General features: G+C 59.9%; 18 protein-coding genes. 5 read left to right on the top strand and 13 right to left on the bottom strand.

Annotated features, from left to right (window positions below; translation table 11 throughout):
* Positions 1 to 375: 375 nt before the first annotated feature.
* The 3 genes from hpaB to BR41_RS18950 all read left to right on the top strand — a co-directional run bounded on the left by hpaB (position 376) and on the right by BR41_RS18950 (position 3,305).
* Positions 376 to 1,959, top strand: a complete 1,584-nt coding sequence (gene hpaB, locus BR41_RS18960; RefSeq protein WP_035060190.1) for a 4-hydroxyphenylacetate 3-monooxygenase, oxygenase component — start codon at positions 376 to 378, stop codon at positions 1,957 to 1,959.
* A 153-nt stretch (positions 1,960 to 2,112) separates the two neighbouring features.
* Positions 2,113 to 2,634, top strand: coding sequence for a 4-hydroxyphenylacetate 3-monooxygenase, reductase component (hpaC, locus tag BR41_RS18955; protein ID WP_035060188.1), 522 nt, complete (start codon positions 2,113 to 2,115; stop codon positions 2,632 to 2,634).
* Positions 2,635 to 2,906: 272 nt separating this feature from the next.
* Positions 2,907 to 3,305: an NUDIX hydrolase gene (locus tag BR41_RS18950; protein WP_035060187.1), complete on the top strand. Its 399-nt coding sequence runs from the start codon at positions 2,907 to 2,909 to the stop codon at positions 3,303 to 3,305.
* On the opposite strand, the gene BR41_RS18945 is transcribed toward BR41_RS18950, so the two are convergent.
* The 3 genes from BR41_RS18945 to BR41_RS18935 form a co-directional block, all read right to left on the bottom strand.
* Positions 3,306 to 4,217: a lytic transglycosylase domain-containing protein gene (locus BR41_RS18945; protein ID WP_084187423.1), complete on the bottom strand. Its 912-nt coding sequence runs from the start codon at positions 4,215 to 4,217 to the stop codon at positions 3,306 to 3,308.
* A 213-nt stretch (positions 4,218 to 4,430) separates the two neighbouring features.
* Positions 4,431 to 4,880, bottom strand: a complete 450-nt coding sequence (gene hpaR, locus BR41_RS18940) for a homoprotocatechuate degradation operon regulator HpaR (RefSeq protein WP_211251809.1) — start codon at positions 4,878 to 4,880, stop codon at positions 4,431 to 4,433.
* 186 nt (positions 4,881 to 5,066) lie between these two features.
* Positions 5,067 to 6,242 (bottom strand): phosphoglycerate kinase, encoded by a 1,176-nt coding sequence (locus BR41_RS18935; RefSeq protein WP_035060185.1) that lies wholly within the window; start codon positions 6,240 to 6,242, stop codon positions 5,067 to 5,069.
* A 132-nt stretch (positions 6,243 to 6,374) separates the two neighbouring features.
* Here BR41_RS18935 and BR41_RS18930 point away from each other — a divergent pair, with 132 nt between their 5' ends.
* On the top strand, positions 6,375 to 7,655 hold the full coding sequence (locus BR41_RS18930; protein ID WP_035060182.1) for an MFS transporter: 1,281 nt from the start codon (positions 6,375 to 6,377) through the stop codon (positions 7,653 to 7,655).
* A gap of 253 nt (positions 7,656 to 7,908) precedes the next feature.
* Here BR41_RS18930 and BR41_RS18925 read toward each other — a convergent pair whose 3' ends face one another.
* The 10 genes from BR41_RS18925 to BR41_RS18885 form a co-directional block, all read right to left on the bottom strand.
* The gene (locus BR41_RS18925) at positions 7,909 to 8,640 is read right to left on the bottom strand and encodes a fimbria/pilus chaperone family protein (protein WP_035060180.1); all 732 of its coding nucleotides are present in this window, start codon (positions 8,638 to 8,640) and stop codon (positions 7,909 to 7,911) included.
* 65 nt (positions 8,641 to 8,705) lie between these two features.
* On the bottom strand, positions 8,706 to 9,320 hold the full coding sequence (locus BR41_RS18920; RefSeq protein WP_156970796.1) for a DUF1120 domain-containing protein: 615 nt from the start codon (positions 9,318 to 9,320) through the stop codon (positions 8,706 to 8,708).
* Positions 9,308 to 11,719, bottom strand: a complete 2,412-nt coding sequence (locus BR41_RS18915; RefSeq protein ID WP_051711369.1) for a fimbria/pilus outer membrane usher protein — start codon at positions 11,717 to 11,719, stop codon at positions 9,308 to 9,310. Before BR41_RS18915 ends, BR41_RS18920 begins: the two co-directional genes overlap by 13 nt.
* A gap of 397 nt (positions 11,720 to 12,116) precedes the next feature.
* Positions 12,117 to 12,317, bottom strand: coding sequence for a hypothetical protein (locus BR41_RS24340; protein ID WP_156970795.1), 201 nt, complete (start codon positions 12,315 to 12,317; stop codon positions 12,117 to 12,119).
* 338 nt (positions 12,318 to 12,655) lie between these two features.
* Complete coding sequence (locus tag BR41_RS18910) at positions 12,656 to 13,348, bottom strand: DUF1120 domain-containing protein (RefSeq protein ID WP_035060176.1); 693 nt, start codon at positions 13,346 to 13,348, stop codon at positions 12,656 to 12,658.
* Positions 13,349 to 13,402: 54 nt separating this feature from the next.
* The gene (locus tag BR41_RS18905) at positions 13,403 to 14,089 is read right to left on the bottom strand and encodes a DUF1120 domain-containing protein (RefSeq protein ID WP_035060174.1); all 687 of its coding nucleotides are present in this window, start codon (positions 14,087 to 14,089) and stop codon (positions 13,403 to 13,405) included.
* Positions 14,090 to 14,608: 519 nt separating this feature from the next.
* Positions 14,609 to 15,301: a DUF1120 domain-containing protein gene (locus BR41_RS18900; protein WP_035060172.1), complete on the bottom strand. Its 693-nt coding sequence runs from the start codon at positions 15,299 to 15,301 to the stop codon at positions 14,609 to 14,611.
* 58 nt (positions 15,302 to 15,359) lie between these two features.
* Complete coding sequence (locus BR41_RS18895; protein WP_035060169.1) at positions 15,360 to 16,040, bottom strand: DUF1120 domain-containing protein; 681 nt, start codon at positions 16,038 to 16,040, stop codon at positions 15,360 to 15,362.
* An 84-nt stretch (positions 16,041 to 16,124) separates the two neighbouring features.
* Entirely contained in the window at positions 16,125 to 16,796 is a 672-nt protein-coding gene (locus BR41_RS18890) for a DUF1120 domain-containing protein (RefSeq protein ID WP_035060167.1), read from the bottom strand.
* Between the two features lie 78 nt (positions 16,797 to 16,874).
* Positions 16,875 to 17,549 (bottom strand): DUF1120 domain-containing protein, encoded by a 675-nt coding sequence (locus BR41_RS18885; RefSeq protein WP_035060164.1) that lies wholly within the window; start codon positions 17,547 to 17,549, stop codon positions 16,875 to 16,877.
* Between the two features lie 588 nt (positions 17,550 to 18,137).
* Here BR41_RS18885 and BR41_RS23790 point away from each other — a divergent pair.
* The coding region (locus tag BR41_RS23790) for a helix-turn-helix domain-containing protein (protein WP_156970670.1) at positions 18,138 to 18,327 on the top strand (190 nt) is incomplete at its 3' end.

The raw sequence follows: 18,327 nt of genomic DNA, 5'->3' as shown, positions 1-18,327 counted from the left end.
ACGGCTTTGCCGGCCGGGGTGGCGTTATTGCAAGTGACGTCCTAGCCGTGGTTTGTTCATGCCGCTGCCCCGGCCGGCAAAGCCGTCCGGGCTACGCGGGTTGCTTTTGTAGGGCGGGTTACTCCCTGTCGCTGAGCGACGTAAACGTCGCTCAGCGACAGGGAGTAACCCGCCGGACAATTCCGTGGCAGATCGCACATACGGCGGGTTACGCAGCAAGCTGCTAACCCGCCCTACGAAACTTCATGTCCACGGATTGGGCTCTCGGAAAGTGCAAGCGATTACCCGGTTTTGCCATTCAAGCGGGCAACCGGCGTCACTACAGTAGGTGCCTCGCGGTTTGTTCCGTCGCCGCTCACCTGTCTGGAGTTCCACATGAAGCCCGAACAAATCCATCTCAATCCCGAAGATTTCCGCGCTGACGCCAAGCGGCCGTTTACCGGCGCGGAATACCTCGCCAGCCTGCGCGATGGTCGCGAAATCTATATCTATGGCGACCGTGTGCACGATGTCACCACCCATCCGGCGTTCCGTAACGCCGCCGCATCGATGGCCAAGCTGTACGACGCCTTGCACGACCCGGCCTCGAAAGACGAACTGTGCTGGGACACCGATACTGGCAACGGTGGCTATACCCACAAATTCTTCCGCTATGCCCGCAGTGCCGACGACTTGCGCCAGCAGCGCGATGCCATCGCGGCCTGGTCGCGCTTGTCCTACGGCTGGATGGGGCGTTCGCCGGATTACAAGGCGGCGTTTGGTTGCGCGCTGGGCGCGAACCCGGAGTTCTACGGACCCTACGAAGCCAACGCGCGTACCTGGTACAAGCGCATTCAGGAAGCGTGTCTGTATCTGAATCACGCCATCGTCAATCCGCCGATCGACCGCGACAAACCAGTCGATCAGGTGCGTGATGTCTATATCTCGATCCAGCAAGAAACCGAAGCCGGTATTTACGTGAGCGGCGCGAAAGTGGTCGCGACCAACTCGGCCCTGACCCACTACAACTTCGTTGGCCAAGGCTCGGCGCAAGTGCTGGGCGACAACACCGACTTCGCACTGATGTTCATCGCACCGATGAACACCAAAGGCATGAAGCTGATCTGCCGGCCGTCCTACGAGCTGGCGGCAGGCGTGGCCGGTTCGCCGTTCGATTACCCGCTCTCCAGCCGTTTCGACGAAAACGATGCCATTCTCGTGCTGGATAACGTGTTTATCCCTTGGGAAAACGTGCTGATCTACCGTGATTTCGACCGTTGCCGAGCATGGTTCCCGCAGGGTGGTTTCGGCCGCTTGTTCCCGATGCAGGGCTGCACGCGGTTGGCGGTGAAGCTGGATTTCATCTCCGGCTTGCTGGTGAAGGCGCTGGAGGCAACCGGTTCGCTGGAATTCCGCGGCGTATCCGCCTCGGTCGGTGAAATCCTCGCGTGGCGCAATCTATTCTGGTCGCTGACCGATGCCATGCATGGCGCGGCAACACCGTGGAAAAACGGCGCTTGGCTGCCGAGCACCGAAGCCTTGCAGTCCTATCGCGTACTCACGCCGCAGGCATACCCGGAGATCAAGAAGATCATCGAACAGGTGGTTGCCAGCGGCCTGATCTACCTGCCATCGAGCGTGCGCGATTTCCAGAATCCAGAGGTCGACAAGTACCTGCAGCAATACGTGCGCGGCTCGAACGGCATGGATTACAAGCAGCGCATCAAGATTCTCAAGCTGCTGTGGGATGCGATCGGCACCGAGTTCGGCGGCCGGCATGAGCTGTACGAGATCAACTACGCCGGCAATCAGGACGAGATCCGCTTGCAGTGCCTGCGGCATGCGCAGGGCAGCGGCAACCTGGGGCGGATGATCGGCATGGTCGATCAGTGCTTGTCTGACTACGACGAATTCGGCTGGACGGTTGGGCATCTGACCAACCCGGATGACATCAACGCACTCGACCGCATCCGCCAATAAGCGCCACTCACAAAACCCTGCTGGCTGCGTTGCGCTCACTTGCCGTACGACTTGTACTGTCTACGTTTCGCGCGCCTTGCCAGCACCACTACGTTGGGTTTTGTGAGCGGCGCTTGCCGGGCAGCTTGCAGAACTATGCCAGGAGAAACAGCCATGACGATCCAAGATCCCATGAAACAAACCTTCCGCAACGCGATGGCGCGGTTTTCCGCTGCCGTGAGCGTGCTGACTACCCAGGGCGAAGCCGGCCGCTGCGGCATCACCGCCACGGCTGTGTGTTCGGTCACGGATTCGCCGCCGACGGTGTTGGCGTGCATCAATCGCAATAGCGCGATGAATCCGGTGTTCAAAGCCAACGGCCGCATGTGCATTAATGTGCTCAATGGCGAGCAGGAAATCGTGGCACGACATTTCGCCGGCATGACGGATATCGATATGGATGCCCGCTTCGCGCATGAGGCGTGGCGCGAAGGTCGCGATGGCCTGCCGGTGCTGGATGGGTGCCTGGCCTCGATGGAGGGCCGGATCGAGCAAGTGACCGAAGTCGGCACGCATTCGATCTATCTGGTGGTGCTGGACGAGATCACCGTCACGGAATGCGGCGATGGGCTGGTGTATTTCGAGCGCGCGTTTCATCGGTTGGCGAGCAAGGCTGAGGTGTTGCGGGCGGCTTAGGGGGCATGATCTTTTAAATGGCTTTCAAATGCTTGGGTTCCCCCCCTTCGCGGAAGGGGGGCTAGGGGGGATTTCGGTGGACTTTCAGGTTGAGGAAGAAAAAGGCCACAATGCTGGCGTTGATGGGGGAAAGTGGCACTTAGCAAACGCAACTTGCTGTTGAATCAAAATTCCCCCTCGCCCCTCTGGCTGGACGAATCAAAGATTCGCACGCCACCGCGAAGGGGGAATAACTTCTGCCCCTATCTCATCCCACCGCCAGATTCCCAGCCATGCCCCCAATCCACGTCATCGCCCTTGCCACACTCCGCAACGCCCGCCTGCTCACCGTGCGTAAACGTGGCACGCGGTTATTCATGCTGCCGGGCGGCAAGCCGGAAGTGGGCGAAACCGATGTGGCTTGTTTGCTGCGCGAAGTGAAGGAAGAGCTGCGCTGCGAAGTCGACCCTGCCTCATTACAGTTCTTGGGAGCGTTCACTGCGCCGGCTGCGAATGAGGTCGGCAGGCTAGTTGTGGCGCGGGTATATCGCGGGGATTTGCTGGGCGAGCCGGCATTGGCGACGGAAATCGAGGAGATGATGTGGGTCGACCCGGCGCAGCCTCATGTAGCGCTAGCCCCGCTGCTGCAAGTGCACGTGTTGCCGACGCTATTGGAACAATGCGTCGAATAGCTACGGTCGGCGGTGGTGCCGCACGTGTTTCTTGAGCAGCGGTTTTTTGACGGCGCTGACTTCCTGAAACGGCCGTGGCCCGGACCAACGCCCGGCATCGGGCAGATGCAAGGCATAGGGATAAAGCTGATGCACCCGGCGCACGTATTGCTGCGTTTCGGCATAGGGCGGAATGCCGTGATGCCGATCCACTGCTTTTTCCCCCGCGTTATAACCGGCCGCGGCGAGCATCACGTCGCCGCGATAGCGATCCAGCAACCAGCGTAAATAGCGCAAGCCGCCGCGAATATTCTGGCTGGCGTTGTAGGCATCGCGTACGTTGAAGCGGTCGGCTGTCGCCGGGATCAGCTGCATCACCCCCATCGCCTTCATCGACGAACGCGCACCGGGCTCGAAGCGTGATTCGACCGTGGCAATCGATAGTGCCAGGCGCGGGTCGACTTCGTACCAGGTCGCCATCCTTTCCACCAGTGCCGCGACCCAGCGCTTCTTTTGCGGCAGGCTCGCCAGAATCTGATCCAGGCTGGCATTGCCGGTCAATTCAGGCTCGGCATGGGGTGGATTCACATCGGCCAGCACGCAATCGGGTAGGGCGTCGGCGCTGTAATGGATCGTTTCCAGCATGACCTGCGCTTCGGCATGGCCTTGCTGTGCGGCCACCGAGAATAGCGATGCGGCGGCTCGGCGGTCTTCCGGCACGCCGACACCAAAGGCATAGAGAATGCCGAGCCGGTATTGCGCTTCGATCACGCCAAGCCGGGCGGCACGGCAGTACCGTACCGCTGCGGCCCACGGGTTCTGGCCTTCCAGTTGGGCTGCTGCTTGTATTTCCTGCTTCAGTGCGGCGGGTTCGTCCGGGTTGATGGTGGGCGAGCTGCTGGCAAGCAGGGCAACCAGTGCGGTTGCGAGCATGCTGGACTCCTTGCCGCTGACAGGCGCAGGGCAAAGAAAGAGATGCTGAAAGCATACGCTGGCGATGGGCGCGGGTTGTAAGCTGGCTGCCGTGCGGTTGGAGTTGCTCGGGTGTTTTCAGTGAGTAGGTTGGGCTAAATGAAATGCAGCCCAACATTTGCTGTGCATGCATGAATAGCCATGCTGGGCTTCGCGTTGCTCAACCAAACCTGCTCACTTTGTCCCTTCACCCTGTTCCGCCCCAACCTGCAGCTGCTTCACTTCTTCCAGCAACGCCATCAATTGCTCCAGATGCTCGTGCGAGAGCTGCATTTCGATGTCGTGATAGCGCTGCTCGATTTCCGGGCTGACGGTTTCGTAGAGGTCTTGCCCTTCGGCGGTCAGGGTGATGAACACTTTGCGCTGATCGTTTTCCGGGCGGAGTTTCAGGATCAGGCCATCGCGCTGCATGCGCGTCAGGATGCCGGTCATGCTCGGCGGCAGGATGCAGGTGACGTCGGCCAGCTGCTGAAAATCGACCGTGCGGCGCTCGATCAGCACGCGGATGATGCGCCATTGCTGTTCGGTCAAACCGTGCCGGTTCAGGATCGGCCGGAAAAAGCCCATGGTGGTTTCGCGGGCTTGCAGCAGTGAGAGGGTGAGGGATTTGGTCAGCCGGGGCATGGTGGCGATTTTTATTATGATCGTAATGAATTCGCCATTATAGCGATGCGCTGTCACTGCCCCAGTATTTTCTGATCTGGTTTTGCGCTTGATCTGCTTAAATCTGAAGACAAAAAATAACGCCGGGTATGCCGGCGTTATTTCATTTCATTTCAAACAAAAGTCGAACAAAGGTCGGTCTGGGAATCAGCCCTTCGCACGTTGCTCCAGGATTTCCACTGCCGGCAACACCTTGCCTTCGAGGAACTCAAGGAATGCGCCGCCACCGGTCGAGATATAGCTCACGTCGTCGGTGATGCCGTACTTGGACACCGCTGCCAGCGTATCGCCGCCACCCGCAATCGAGAACGCCGGCGATGCCGCGATGGCGCGGGCGATGGCCTCGGTGCCGTGGCCGAACTGGTCGAATTCGAACACGCCGACCGGGCCGTTCCAGACGATGGTGCCGGCGCTCTTGAGCAGGTCTGCCAGCTGGGCGGCTGAATCCGGGCCGATATCGAAAATCATGTCATCAGCAGAGACGGCGGCCAGCGGCTTGGTGACAGCCGGCTCGCTCGGGTCGAATTTCTTGCCGGTGACTACGTCGGTCGGCAGCGGCACGTTGCCGCCACGGGCGCGGATTTTGGCGATCACGGCTTTGGCGTTGTCCACCAGATCGGCTTCAGCCAGCGACTTGCCGACCTGATGGCCTTCCGCCAACAGGAAGGTGTTGGCGATGCCGCCGCCGACGATCAACTGGTCGACCTTGTCGGCCAGCGAATCCAGAATGGTCAGCTTGGTCGAGACCTTGGAGCCCGCCACGATGGCGACCAGCGGGCGAGCCGGTTGGGCCAGCGCCTTGCCGAGCGCATCCAGCTCAGCCGCCAGCAACAGGCCGGCAGCGGCGACCGGCGCGAACTTGGCGACGGCGTGGGTGGAGGCTTCGGCGCGGTGGGCGGTGCCGAAGGCATCGTTGACGAACACATCGGCGAGCGCGGCGTATTTCTGGCCGAGTTCGTCGCTGTTCTTCTTCTCGCCCTTGTTCACGCGTACGTTTTCCAGCAGCACCAGCTCGCCCGGCTTCACTTGGTAGCCTTCCCAGTTGGCGATCACCGGCACATCGCGGCCGAGCAGTTCGCCCAGGCGCTTGGCAACCGGAGCCAGCGAGTCTTCCGGCTGGAATTCGCCTTCGGTCGGACGGCCCAGGTGGCTCATTACGATCACGCCAGCACCGGCTTTCAACGCCGTTTCAATGGTCGGCAACGAAGCGCGGATGCGGGTGTCGTCGCCGAGCACGCCGTCTTTTACCGGCACGTTGAGGTCGGCGCGGATCAGTACGCGGCGGCCGGAAAGGTCGAGTTCGGTCATCTTGCGGTAGGCCATGACTTTTTCCTTCTGGAAGGGTGGGGGTTCGGGTGATGGATTGGGATAAATCAAATGAGAGGATTCGACATCGCAATGCATGGGGGGCGTCGATAGAATTGCCTAATCGACCCGAAGTTTAGCATTCGTCCCATGACCAATCTCATCTCCGATCCCATCCCTGTACCCATCCCCCTTGCGGTCCCTGCCGGGGATCAGCTCGCCCATCCGCCATCCCTGCTGCGCAATCGCAATTTCTTTCTCGTTTGGCTGGCCAGCGTGGTCGGCAATTTCGCGCTGGCCGTCGCGACCATTGCCGAGACGTGGTTCGTGGTCAAAACGTTGGGCGCCAAGGAACAATTGGGGCTGGTGATGATCGCCGGCTCGGTGCCGCGCATCGTGCTGATGTTGCTGGGTGGCGTGGTGGCGGATCGGATGAAGCGCAGCCGCATCATCTTGGGTTCGCTGGGCATGCGCGTACTGCTGATGTTCGCGCTGGTCGGCCTGCTGGCGATGGGCAAGCTGGATATCTGGGTGATGACCGGCTTCGCCTTCATTTACGGCTCGCTCGATGCCTTCTTCTGGCCGGCGCGTGATGCGCTGTTGCCCAGTCTGGTCGGCCCGCAAGACCTGACCCGCGCCAACTCCATCATGCTGACCACCAACCAGATCGGCCTTGTTTTCGGCCCGGTGCTGGGCGGCGCGCTGCTGGCGCTGGTGTCCTACGAATGGGTGTTCTCGATTACCGGCATCCTGCTGTTGATCGGGGTGGCCTGTATTGCCTTGATCCGCGAACCGGCCTTGGTCGCCAATGGTGAGCGCCGCCACGTGCTGCACGAGCTGAAAGAGGGCATTCAATACGCGCTCAGCACGCCGGTCTTGCGCAGCCTGATGTTGATCTACGCCATTGCCAACCTGCTGTTCATGGGGCCGCTCGGGCTTGGGATTCCCATCGTGGTGACGGATCACCTCAAGGGCGAGGCGAGCACGCTGTCCTTCCTGCAAAGCGCCTTTGCGGTCGGGATGGTAGTCGGCGGCACGCTGTTGACTATTTATCCGCCGCTCAAGAAACGCCTGCTGATGATCGTGCTGGTGATCGCGGCCGAGGGCGTGCTGCTCGGGCTGCAAGGGCATTCGTATCTGCTGTGGGCCTCCATCGCCATCCAGTTCCTGCTCGGCTTTGGCGTGGTCAGCAACAACGTGCCGATGATGTCGCTGCTGCAGCAATACACCGATCGCGACAAGATCGGCCGGGTGATGAGCCTGAACACCGTGGCATCGATGGGCCTGTCGCCGATCTCCTACGCGATGGTCACGGCCTTGCTGTCCTTGCATGTCGATATCGGCTGGATCATGCCGGTGTTCGGTTTGACGATGACCGTGCTGGTGCTCGCGATGGCGGCCAAGGTGCCGACGATCCGGCAGGTGGATTGACGGTGGGTAGGTTGGGTTGAGCAACGCGAAGCGCAACATCAGTTCAAGCGTCGATGGTGGAATGTGTCGCATAGTGAATGTTGGGCTTCGCTGCGCTCAACTCCAACCTACGAACTGCGTAACCTGCCGCATGTGCTGTTTGTCACGGCATTGTCCGGCGGGTTACGCCGTTGACGGCTAACCCGCCCTACGAATGATGTAGCGAAAAAAAGGGGAGCATCTGCTCCCCTTTTTCATGTCCATCCCGAACAAATCACTTCGCCGCGACAGCATCACCCGCAGCAATCGGTGCTTCGTATGGCGCGACCATATAGCCATACACGGTTGCTGGGGAGATTTGTACTTTCTCCGTCGTTGCACCGGCCAGATCGACGTCCATGCCCACATGCACGGTGTCACCTGGCAGCAAATACGGCTTCGGCAGCATGCCCTTGGTGTTGCCCGGCAGCACGGTCACTTCCTGTGACAGGCGCACCACGTACGGGGTGTCGTTCGAGACCCACAGCTTGCCATCCGCCACTTTCCACTTGAGCAACGTCCACGGTGTGTTGTTGAACGCCAGCGACTTCGGATGGATCACCACTGGCAAATTCTGGCGTACCGACAAGGTGATCTTGTTGGTGTCGCTCGGCTTGCGCTCGGAAATGCCGTCGAAAATCACCCGGGCCAGCCGTTCGGTCTGGAGTGGTTCCTTGTTGGTCAGGATGAAACGCACCAGCTGCGTGCCATCCGGCTCCACCCGTGCGACGGGCGGGGTGATCTGGATCAGCGATTCCTGGTCTTCGGCGATGTGCTGGATCGTGGTGTGCAGCAAGGCCACGGTCGGGTCCGCGTTCTTGACGCTCATCACGGCTTCGCCGTCGGCTTCCTTGATCAGCAGCACGGACGTTTCCGGCACCATGCCGGCGGCGTTGGCCAATTGCACTGCGCCGGCGACCAAGGCGCAGGCCAGCCACTTCATCGAATGGTGTTGAATTGCTTTCATGGTGTTTCTCCAGGGTTAAGAACAAAAAAATGGCATCCCGGCTGGGTACGGGCCGTCTGGTGGGGCTAAGGACGGGTGAGCAAATCAAAATCGCCAAGCGCTTCGAACCCGGTGGTATCCGCAACGCCAAGGGCCGTATTCGGGATCGATGCCGTGATTTCCAGCTGCACATCGAACCGCTTGCCGCGCACTGCCGCGCCACCGGCCGGCGCAATGCCGTCCTCGGGCTTGAGCACGAATCCGCCGGCTGGCGTTTCCGGCGCATCGTCCAGATTGGCGACCCGCACCGGCTGCACCGATTGACTGTCGAGCTGGGCACTGACCACACGGATGGCGTAACTGCCGCCGCCGAAGTTCAGCGCCTTGCCGCTGCCGGCATTACCGCGAAACGTGATGGCCAGCTGCGTGGGGGTCGGGCAGACGGCGGAGAGGGTGCGGCGCATCGGGCCATACGTGGCCAGCGTGCTGTGCACCGAGCCACGGGAGCGGGTCAGCCGCCCGTAGTCCACCTTGGGGTTGTCGAAGCTCAGTTGGCACTCGGCCGCCTGAGCGATGGAAATGGCGCAGGCGATGCAGGCCACGGCAATGAGCGCCAGAGGCTTGCGTTGCCGCGAAGACTGCATATGGGTCATGTCGTACTCCATGCCAGGGCGTGGGGAGGCTGGGATCAGGTTGCGCATTTGGCCTCCACGCTTTCGTAGGGTCGTTCCGTGTCTTGCTTCTCGGGCAGCGAGAAATCGAGCCGGCAGATGCCGCCGTCGGGCTTGGTGGCGTGTAGCGATGACTTCGGCACGGTGTCCAGGAACACCACGCCGTCATCCACCGAGGTCGTCACATAGTTGCCTTCGCCATCGAGAATCATCGAGCGGCTGGGTAAAGGCGTGCCGTCGTGCAGCTTGGTGTCCAGCAACATCCGCCGCACGCGGACCATGCCGAAATCGACCAGATTCACCGAGCCACGGCCGGCGTTGAGCATGCTGATGCCGTTCTTCACGTCGATGCTGCGCGGCAGGCTCTTGGTGACGACTTCCACGCGCGACGTCTTGAAGGCCGGCAGGTTGGGAATGGCGGCATGGCCCCACGGATCGGTCCAGACCGTGCCCTGCGGCGTGCTTATCCGAACGCCGCTTTCGCCATCGGCGGAAATCATCCCGAACGTATCGCCGATCTGATGGGGCGAAGGCGTAATGCCGGCACGGGTGGCGACCACGCCGCCCTGCAACTGGGCCGAGAAGGTGTTGCTGTCCGTGCCGCTGCGGGCGTAGCCGAAGCCGGCCTGCGTATAACGCGGCAATACGCTGACGTTGCCGGAGAAGTTGGGAGTGCCGCGTGACGAGGTATCCGCGCTCACGTTGTAGTTGAGGTAATCGCTGACTGTCTGGCTGGCCGCCGCGCCGTATTTGGTTTCCCCGTTGCCGCTGGTATTGACGTAAGTACGGGCGCTGGCCGAACCCAGCGGGAACGACAACATGGCGTAGACACGGGTCTTGCCGTTGAGCGAATAGCCGCCCAGATTCCGCTCCACGTTGACGGACAGCGTGGTGCGTTTCACCTGCTTGCTCCAGGCCGCCATCATCCGGCGCGATGACGAACCATTGAAATAGCTCGATTGCGAATACGCCATCGTGAACCCGCCCAGCGTGGCGTTTTGCCAGGTGGCCGATATGCCGTACTGGCTGCGCATGGCCGGGGCCGAATTGGCGTCGCTGGTTGCGCCGATCACGTCGGTCAGGTCGCGATAACCCCGGGTTTGCTGGATGGCGTACGCATTGGCGGAAAGCTGGTAGGCCGGCAGTGCGCCGTAGACATTCATATCGACCTTCGCCCCGCGCTGGCCATCCTGCTGCGCGTTTGAGAAGGTCGTCGTGGCGGTCCCACTCAAGCCGGGGATCGGTTCGCTGGCAAGGGTCACCACGGCGGCCTGATAGCCACGTGCGGCCAACACCCCGCCACCCACGTTGAGCCGCTTGCTGATGGTTCGGCCATCGGTCGCCGTGATCACCCACGGCCGGTCGCCATTGCCGGTTTCCCGCGCCAGCCCGGCAGCCATCGACAGCCTTTGCGGCGCGCCCAGCCAGCTCTGCACTTGCGAGGCGGGCAGGGAATAACGCTGCTGGCCGCCGCTGGCTTCGGTAATGGTGACTTCCACCTCGGCCGTCGTATTCAGCAGCGGAACGTCTTTGAGCGAAAACGGGCCGCCCGGCACCATGGTCGAGTAAATGATCGCGCCGAGCTGCCGCACCTCGACCCGCGCCTGACTATTGGCAACGCCGTCGATCGAGCCGCTGCTGTTTTGCGGTGTCAATGCGCTATCGGGAAACCACTGCGCGCCGATCAACGACGGCAGCGCAAACAGCGTGCTGTTGGCATTGATTTCGCCCACTTGCAGCAAGGCGCGCTGCTCGACGAAGGTCTTCTGCGCGTAGGAGTACAGATACTGGAAGCGCCCCTCGCCACGGTCGGACGAATAGCTCTGGCGGCTGCGCACCATCCAGTCGCCCGCGTTGAAACCGACTTCGGTATTGGCGTAGGTGAAGTTTTGCTGGGTATCGAGCGACTGGGTCTTCGTGCTGACGATGTCGTAGTTCAACATCGCGCCGACCCCGCCGCTGCTGTGCGCAATGTTGAGCTCTTCCTCGCGCAGCGCGTCTGAGGGCACCACCAGGCTGATCTCGTTCTTGTTCGGATCGAGCGTGGTTTCGGTTTGCGGATAGGCGTCGCGATAGTCGTAGCAGCCGGCCGGCGTGGCTGAATCGTCCTTGGCATCCCGCTCCAATGCGGCCGGCAGGATCAGGCCGGCTTGGTCGATGAATGCACGGTCGAAGCACAGATTGCCCTTTTCATCAAAGCGGGCCGTGACCGATCCCTTGGGTTTGCCGTTCAACACCAGCGCAACCCGGGTCCGGCCAGGATGGAAGCGGGGTTTCTTGGAAAAATACGCCGCAACCGCCGGATCGATGCCGCGGCTTTTCAATGCCTCGAGATCGAACGCCGTGGCGCTGTCCTCACCAACTGAATTTGCTGCTGCCACGCCAACCGGGGTCGGCTCCGCTGCGTAAGCAGCGAAGGACGAAAACATCGTCAGAATGAACAAAGTGATCGGGCGAAATGGGAATAATGGCTGAGGAAATAAGCCGGATATTCCATAGGGCGCCGATACGGGTTGATTTTTCATGGGCTGCAGCTGGTTATTTAAGCTGGTAATCGTATGGGGTTATCACTGCTGGCTAAATAAGACGATTCTTAATTCTGGTGGGTTGAAGTGCTGAATAATCCGTATGGCATAAATTGACCGCATGCCCTCGTGAGCACTAAAAAGCAGTAATGGCGCGGTTCTTGGCGATGTTGCAGCCCGATCCATAGCGTGTTTGTGCGCTTCAATGACGGTCTATTTTTAATGATGTTGGAATAATCAAATGGGCGCGGATGGTTGCGATTGATACAAAACTACGCGGGTCGATGCGTGATCTGAATATTCATTTCAAATTTATAAATTCAGGGTGATTTAAGCGGGGAAGGCAGGAAGTCAAATGCAGGATGGGGTAATTGGGATACTGTTCGCACGCTTCTGGCAAAATGGGTAAAGCAATGGCTTTTTTGTTGCCAATGAGCTGGCGAGGACGGGGGCTAAGCGCTTGTTTGCGATCTTGCAAAACCGCGTATTCGAAGCGCTTCAAGGTGTTGCCTCCCCCTTTTTGAAGGGGGATTGAGGGGGATTTCGACGCCGTGGCAATTTGAGATGCCGCAGAAATCCCCCCTAGCCCCCCTTCGAAAAGGGGGGAACAACAGCGTTTGCTGCCATTTGAGAAGATCGCGACCAAGCCCCCAACATGCTCGACACAAAACGCGTACGCAGCACCAATGCAACAGGGCGCAAGGGGTTCCCCCCTTGCGCCCTGTATTTGCCCCCCGAAGCAGAGGGGCATCGATGCCAAAGTGTGATCAGGCTCGTGGCCGGATCAGCTCGGGGTCTGATTGAGATCAGATGACCCGGGCACGACCCCGATCAAGTGCATCAGAGGTAAGACACCTCGAACTGCGCTGCGCCATCCAGCGTGATGTCCTTGGTGGTCGGCAGCACATTGCCCTTATTCGCAACCGCATGCAGCGTCATCGGGAACTGGGTGACCAGACCGGAGATGTTTGCGTTTGCAGCAGTGCCGGCGGCGTAGAACTCGGAGCCATCGGCGGCCAGGAACTGCGCCGTGGCCGCCTTGGCCCAGGTCTTCTTGTCAGTGGTCGTGATGGCCGAGCTGGACGCGGTGGCATCCACGGTCGGGGCGGATTTGATCTTGATGTTGTAGGAACCGATCTGCACATCCTTGTCGGTTGCGTCCTTGACGGTGCCCAGGCCGAACAGTTTGGTGGCGGCGACGTTATCGAGCGAACCGACCGCTGTGGCGATGGTGGAGGTGGCGCGGCTGTCGGTCACACGCATCACGGCGACCACCGGGGCGTCGCAGGTGACTTGCAGCGTGACGTCGCGGGTGCCGAGGTCTTTGTAGCCATCCGGCGTCAGGCTGGAGGCATACGTTGCGCCGAAGTTGACGGCGCTGCTGCCGCCAACGAAGGTCGGTGTGCAGGCCGCCGGGCTGACGGTGCCCCGGACGGTCAGGGTGGTGGCGGCAAAGCCGGCGGATGCAGCGGCGAACAAAGCCCCGCCGAGCAGGGCGGTGGTGATGGCGCGGGTCAGTTGAGTATGTGTCATGGTCAGTCTCTCAAATATCAATGAATGGGTTGGGTCGTCAGCGCGTCGGGTCGATTACAGGTAGACCATTTCGAACGTAGCCGAGCCATCGAGGTTGATGGTGTTCACCAGGTTCAGCGCTTCGCGCTTGTTGAGCGCGGCGTGAATGCGGATCGGGTAGGTCATCACTCTTGCTGCTGCAGGCACCAAGCCGCTACTGGCAGCGGAGAAAGTGACAGTACTCGGTGTGAACCAGTTGGGGCTCGCACTCCAGCTCGTGCCGCCATTGGTGCTGTAAAGGTTCTGCGCCATCTTCGTGCCGTCAAAGGTCGCCGCGTCCGAGAAATACATGATGTATGCACCGATGCTGGTGGTGCCTTGCGTACCCAGGCCATACACGTCGGTGGCGGTGGGGGTTTTGGCATCGGTCTTTAGCGCGGTCAGCATGGCTGCATCTTTGAGGGCGGACGATGCTTTGTCGTCGACGGATCTGAGGCCAACCTTGATTGCAGCGCTGCAAGTGAGGGTCGCCGTTGTGTCCTTGGTGCCCAGATCGTAATAAGCGCCGGCCTTCAGGAGTGATGCCTTGGTCTCGCCGAAATCCACCGTGTTGCCAGCGCTAAAATCCAGCGTGCACGGTGCGGGGGAGATGGTGCCGCCGACGGTGAGGTCGAGGGTACTGGTCGCGGCCGCCGCCGCCAGGGAAGCGGAGCCGATCAGCAGGGTGGCGAGCAGGGTTTTGCGCAGATTCAATTGTTTCATGGTGATTCCTAAGTCTGGGTGAATGGCGCCCATCCTGTTCAGCCAACCGTTGTATTCGAGATCAAGGCATGGATTGGGGCGGGTCAAGTTATAGGCAAGATTTTCGTTGGATACGGGGTAGCAACGAAATAAGAAAAGTCTTAATTCTTGCGCCGGTATTTAATATTTATTTGGATATGCCATAGGTGTTAATCAATCGTTGAGATTCATATCAATTTGCAATGACATGTGAATGGGGTGAATCCATGCTTTAAATCGGTGGCCATTGCGTTTTTCTGATTGCAAGATCACTGAATTGCCCTGTCTTTGAATCATCGACTCACTTGGAACTTGTTTACGACCATTTGCAAATGGCAGCAAATGCCGTTGTTCCCCCCTTTGCGAAGGGGGCTAGGGGGATTTCTGCGGCATCTCAATATCTACCGGTGTCGAAATCCCCCTCACTCCCCCTTCGAGAAGGGGGAAGTAAAACCCCCGTAGCGCTTCAAATTGACGGTTTGCGAGACTTTGAACAGCCCCTTACAGGTAAGACACTTCGAACTGCGCCGCGCCATCCAGTGTGATATCGGCTGTGGTCGGCAGCACATTGCCCTTGTTCGCGACGGCATGCAGCGTCATCGGGAACTGGGTGACCAGACCTGAGATGTTTGCGTTCGCAGCAGTGCCGGCAGCGTAAAACTCGGAACCGTCGGCGGTCAGGTACTGCGCCGTGGCCGCCTTGGCCCAGGTTTTCTTGTCGCTGGTCGTGATGGCCGAGCTGGAAGCGGTGGCATCCACGGTCGGGGCGGATTTGATCTTGATGTTGTAGGAGCCGATCTGCACATCCTTGTCGGTGGCGTCCTTGGCGGTGCCCAAGCCGAACAGCTTGGTGGCGGCGACGTTATCGAGCGCAATGTTCGCTGCGGCGATGGTGGAGGTGGCGCGGCTGTCGGTCACGCGCATCACGGCGACCACCGGTGCATCGCAAGTGACTTGCAGCGTGATATCGCGGGTGCCGAGGTCTTTGTAGCCATCCGGCGTCAGGTTGGAGGCATAGGTCGCGCCGAAGTCGACTTTGCTGCTGCCGCCAACGAAGGTCGGTGTGCAGGCCGCCGGGCTGACAGTGCCTTTGACGGTCAGGGTGGTGGTGGCAAAGCCGGCGGATGCAGCGGCGAACAAAGCACCCCCGAGCAGGGCGGTGGTGATGGCGCGGGTCAGTTGAGTGTGTGTCATGGTCAGTCTCTGTAAATAGCAATATTGAATGGGTTGGGTCGTCAGCACGTCGGGTCGATTACAGGTAGACCATTTCGAACGTAGCCGAGCCGTCAAGGTTGATGTCGTTCACCAGATTCAGCGCAGTGGATTTGTTCAGTGCGGCGCGAATGCTGAGCGGGTAGCTCATGACCTTGCCGGCGGCCGGTGTGGTGCCGGTGCCTGCGCTGTAGCTATATCCGGAGGGTGAAATAAACCCCGGGGTTGCGATCCAGGTGCTGGAGCCGGTGGCTGTACCGCTGGTGTACATGTTGTTTCCGGTCTTTTTGCCGTCAAAGGTCGCCGCGTCGGTGAACCGGATTGCATAAGCACCAATATTGGCCGAGCCAGCGGTACCCAAGCCGAACAGTTGGAATGCGTCGGTGCCCGAAATCAGCGTTGCCATTGTCGAATCGTTGATGACAGTTGCGGCACGGTTATCAATCGTCTTGAAGGCGACCTTGATGGCCGCGCTGCAGGTGATATTGGCGCTGGTGGTTTTGGTGCCCAGATCGTAATAAGCGGTCTTGCTCAAGGCGGATGCCTTGGTCGTGCCGAAATCCACCGTGTTGCCAGCACCGAAGTCCAGCGTGCAAGGCGCCGGGGAGATGGTGCCGCCGACGGTGAGATCGAGTGTGCTGGTGGTGGCCGCGAACGAGGTGGCGGCTGCGCCGGTCAGCGCCAGGGCAATCAACGTGTTACGCAAATTCAGATGTTTCATGGTGTTTCCTGACTGGGTTGGCTGCTGCTCATGGCACGCCGTTGGGGTTTCAAATTGGTTGGGCGATCAATGCGCCGAGGTCGATTACAGGTAGACCAGCTCGAAGGTGGCTGCGCCGTCGAGGTTGATGTCGTTCACCAGATTCAGCGCAGTGGATTTGTTCAGCGCGGCGTGAATGCTGAGCGGGTAGGTCATGACTTTGCCGGCAATCGGCCCGGCCGCAGCGCTTGCGCCTGCGGAGTAGGTGAAATTTGGGGTCATCCACTTCACGTTGATCGTCCAGACTTTGTTGTCGCCCGAGTACAGATTGGTAGCGAGTTGCGTACCGTCGAAGGTGGCCTTGGTCGACATGTCGATCACATAGGAGCCGATCTGCGCGGTGCCGACGGTGCCCAGCCCGTACATCTCCCCTGTGCCCGGATTGCCGAGCGTCGTGCTCATGGCGGTATCTTTGATGGCGGACGCGGCGCGGTCATCGGTGACCTTGAAGCCGACCTTGATGGCCGCGCTGCAGGTGATATTGGCGCTGGTGGCCTTGGTGCCGAGATCGTAATAAGCAGTCTTGCTCAAGGCGGATGCCTTGGTCGTGCCGAAATCCACCGTGTTGCCAGCGCCGAAGTCGAGCGTGCAGGGCGCCGGGGAGATGGTGCCGCCGACGGTGAGGTCGAGCGTGCTGGTGGTGGCGGCGAATGAGGCAGCGGCCGCGCCGGTCAGCGCCAAGGCCATCAAGGTGTTACGCACATTCAGATGTTTCATGGTGTTTCCTGACTGGGTCGGCTGCCGCTCAGGGCGCGCCGTTGGGGTTTCAAATCGGTTGGGTGGTCGCCGGCTCGATTACAGGTAGACCAGCTCGAAGGTGGCCGCGCCGTCGAGCTGGATATCGTTCACCAGATTCAATGCAGTGGCTTTATTGAGGGCGGCCTTGACCTTGATCTGGTAAGACATATTCCGGCCGGCGGCTGGTGTCGTGCCGGAGCCGGCCGAATAGAACGTTTTGCCCGACGGGTCGAGCCACGTATTGGTGTTGTTTGTCCAAGCGGTGCCGTTCGTGCTGAGCATATTGTTCGCCTGGGTCGTGCCGTCGAAGACCGCGGCTTCGGTGAAATAAATGCCGTAAGCGCCGATGTTGATCGAGTTGGCCTGACCCAAACCAAACAAATAACTTTGGCCGAAGTTGCTAATGAGGGCGTTCATGCCGTCATCCCGGATCGCGGATGCCGCGCGGTTATCGACGATCTTGAATGCGGCCTTGATCGGCGCGCTGCAAGTGATGTTGGCGTGGGTCGACAGGATGCCGAGGTTGTAATACGCCGTCTTGCTCAAGGCGGATGCCTTGGTCGTGCCGAAATCCACGGTATTGCCGGCGTCGAAATCCAGCGTGCACGGTGCGGGGGAGATAGTGCCGCCGACGGTAAGGTCGAGCGTGCTGGTGGTGGCCGCGAACGAGGCGGAGGCTGCACCGGTCAGCGCCAGGGCAAGCAACGTGTTACGCACATTCAGATGTTTCATGGTGTTTCCTAAGCCAGTGTTGAGTCATACCCGTCTCGCCCGGCGCGGCACATTGGCCGTTTGGGATGCCCTGTTGCGGCTGCCGATTGGGATGACGTGATTTTCGCGGTTCAATAAGCGCTATTGATATAGGAAAAGTCTTAAAAATAAGAATATTCTTAATGGTTCCTCAATCATTCAATTCGCAAAATGGCTGCAAATTCAGCGTGGCTGCCGTGGTATGCCAAATGAATTGCAGATCAATTGACATATCCAAAAAAATGCCCGAATGCCAGACAACGCGATTGCCCCGTGCTGACAATCGATGACATATTGCGGAAATTGGGTAGCGAGCAAAAACCAAATTGGGCGACGTATTGGCTACCGTTGTATTGATATGAGTCATGCTTGCTTACGTGACTTTCTTACATTCCACGGCGCGGGAGGGGGCCGATGGCAGCCGGGTAGGTTGAGCAGAGCGAAGCCCAACAAGCATCGGTAAGCGTTGGGCTTCGCTCTGTGTTCAGCCGGGAGACATAGGTAACACTTGTCGGGAGACATGGGTAACACCTTTTATGATCATCGCCTTACCATTCACAGGAGCAGGCGATGCCTTGGAAGGAGTATTCCACCATGTCCTCACGCCACGAATTCGTCTTGCTGGCCCAAGCCCCCGGCGCCAATGTCCGTGCGCTGTGCCACGCCTTCAACATCAGCCCCAAGACCGGCTACAAATGGCTGGCCCGCTTCGCTGAACACGGCGCCGCCGGGTTGCAGGATCGCTCCCGCCGACCCCTGC

This window comes from Andreprevotia chitinilytica DSM 18519 (assembly GCF_000711875.1).
GTDB classification, from domain to species: Bacteria; Pseudomonadota; Gammaproteobacteria; order Burkholderiales; family Chitinibacteraceae; genus Andreprevotia; species Andreprevotia chitinilytica.
The sequence above is the reverse complement of the archived record's forward strand: the minus strand, read 5'-3'. Positions and strand labels throughout refer to the sequence as shown.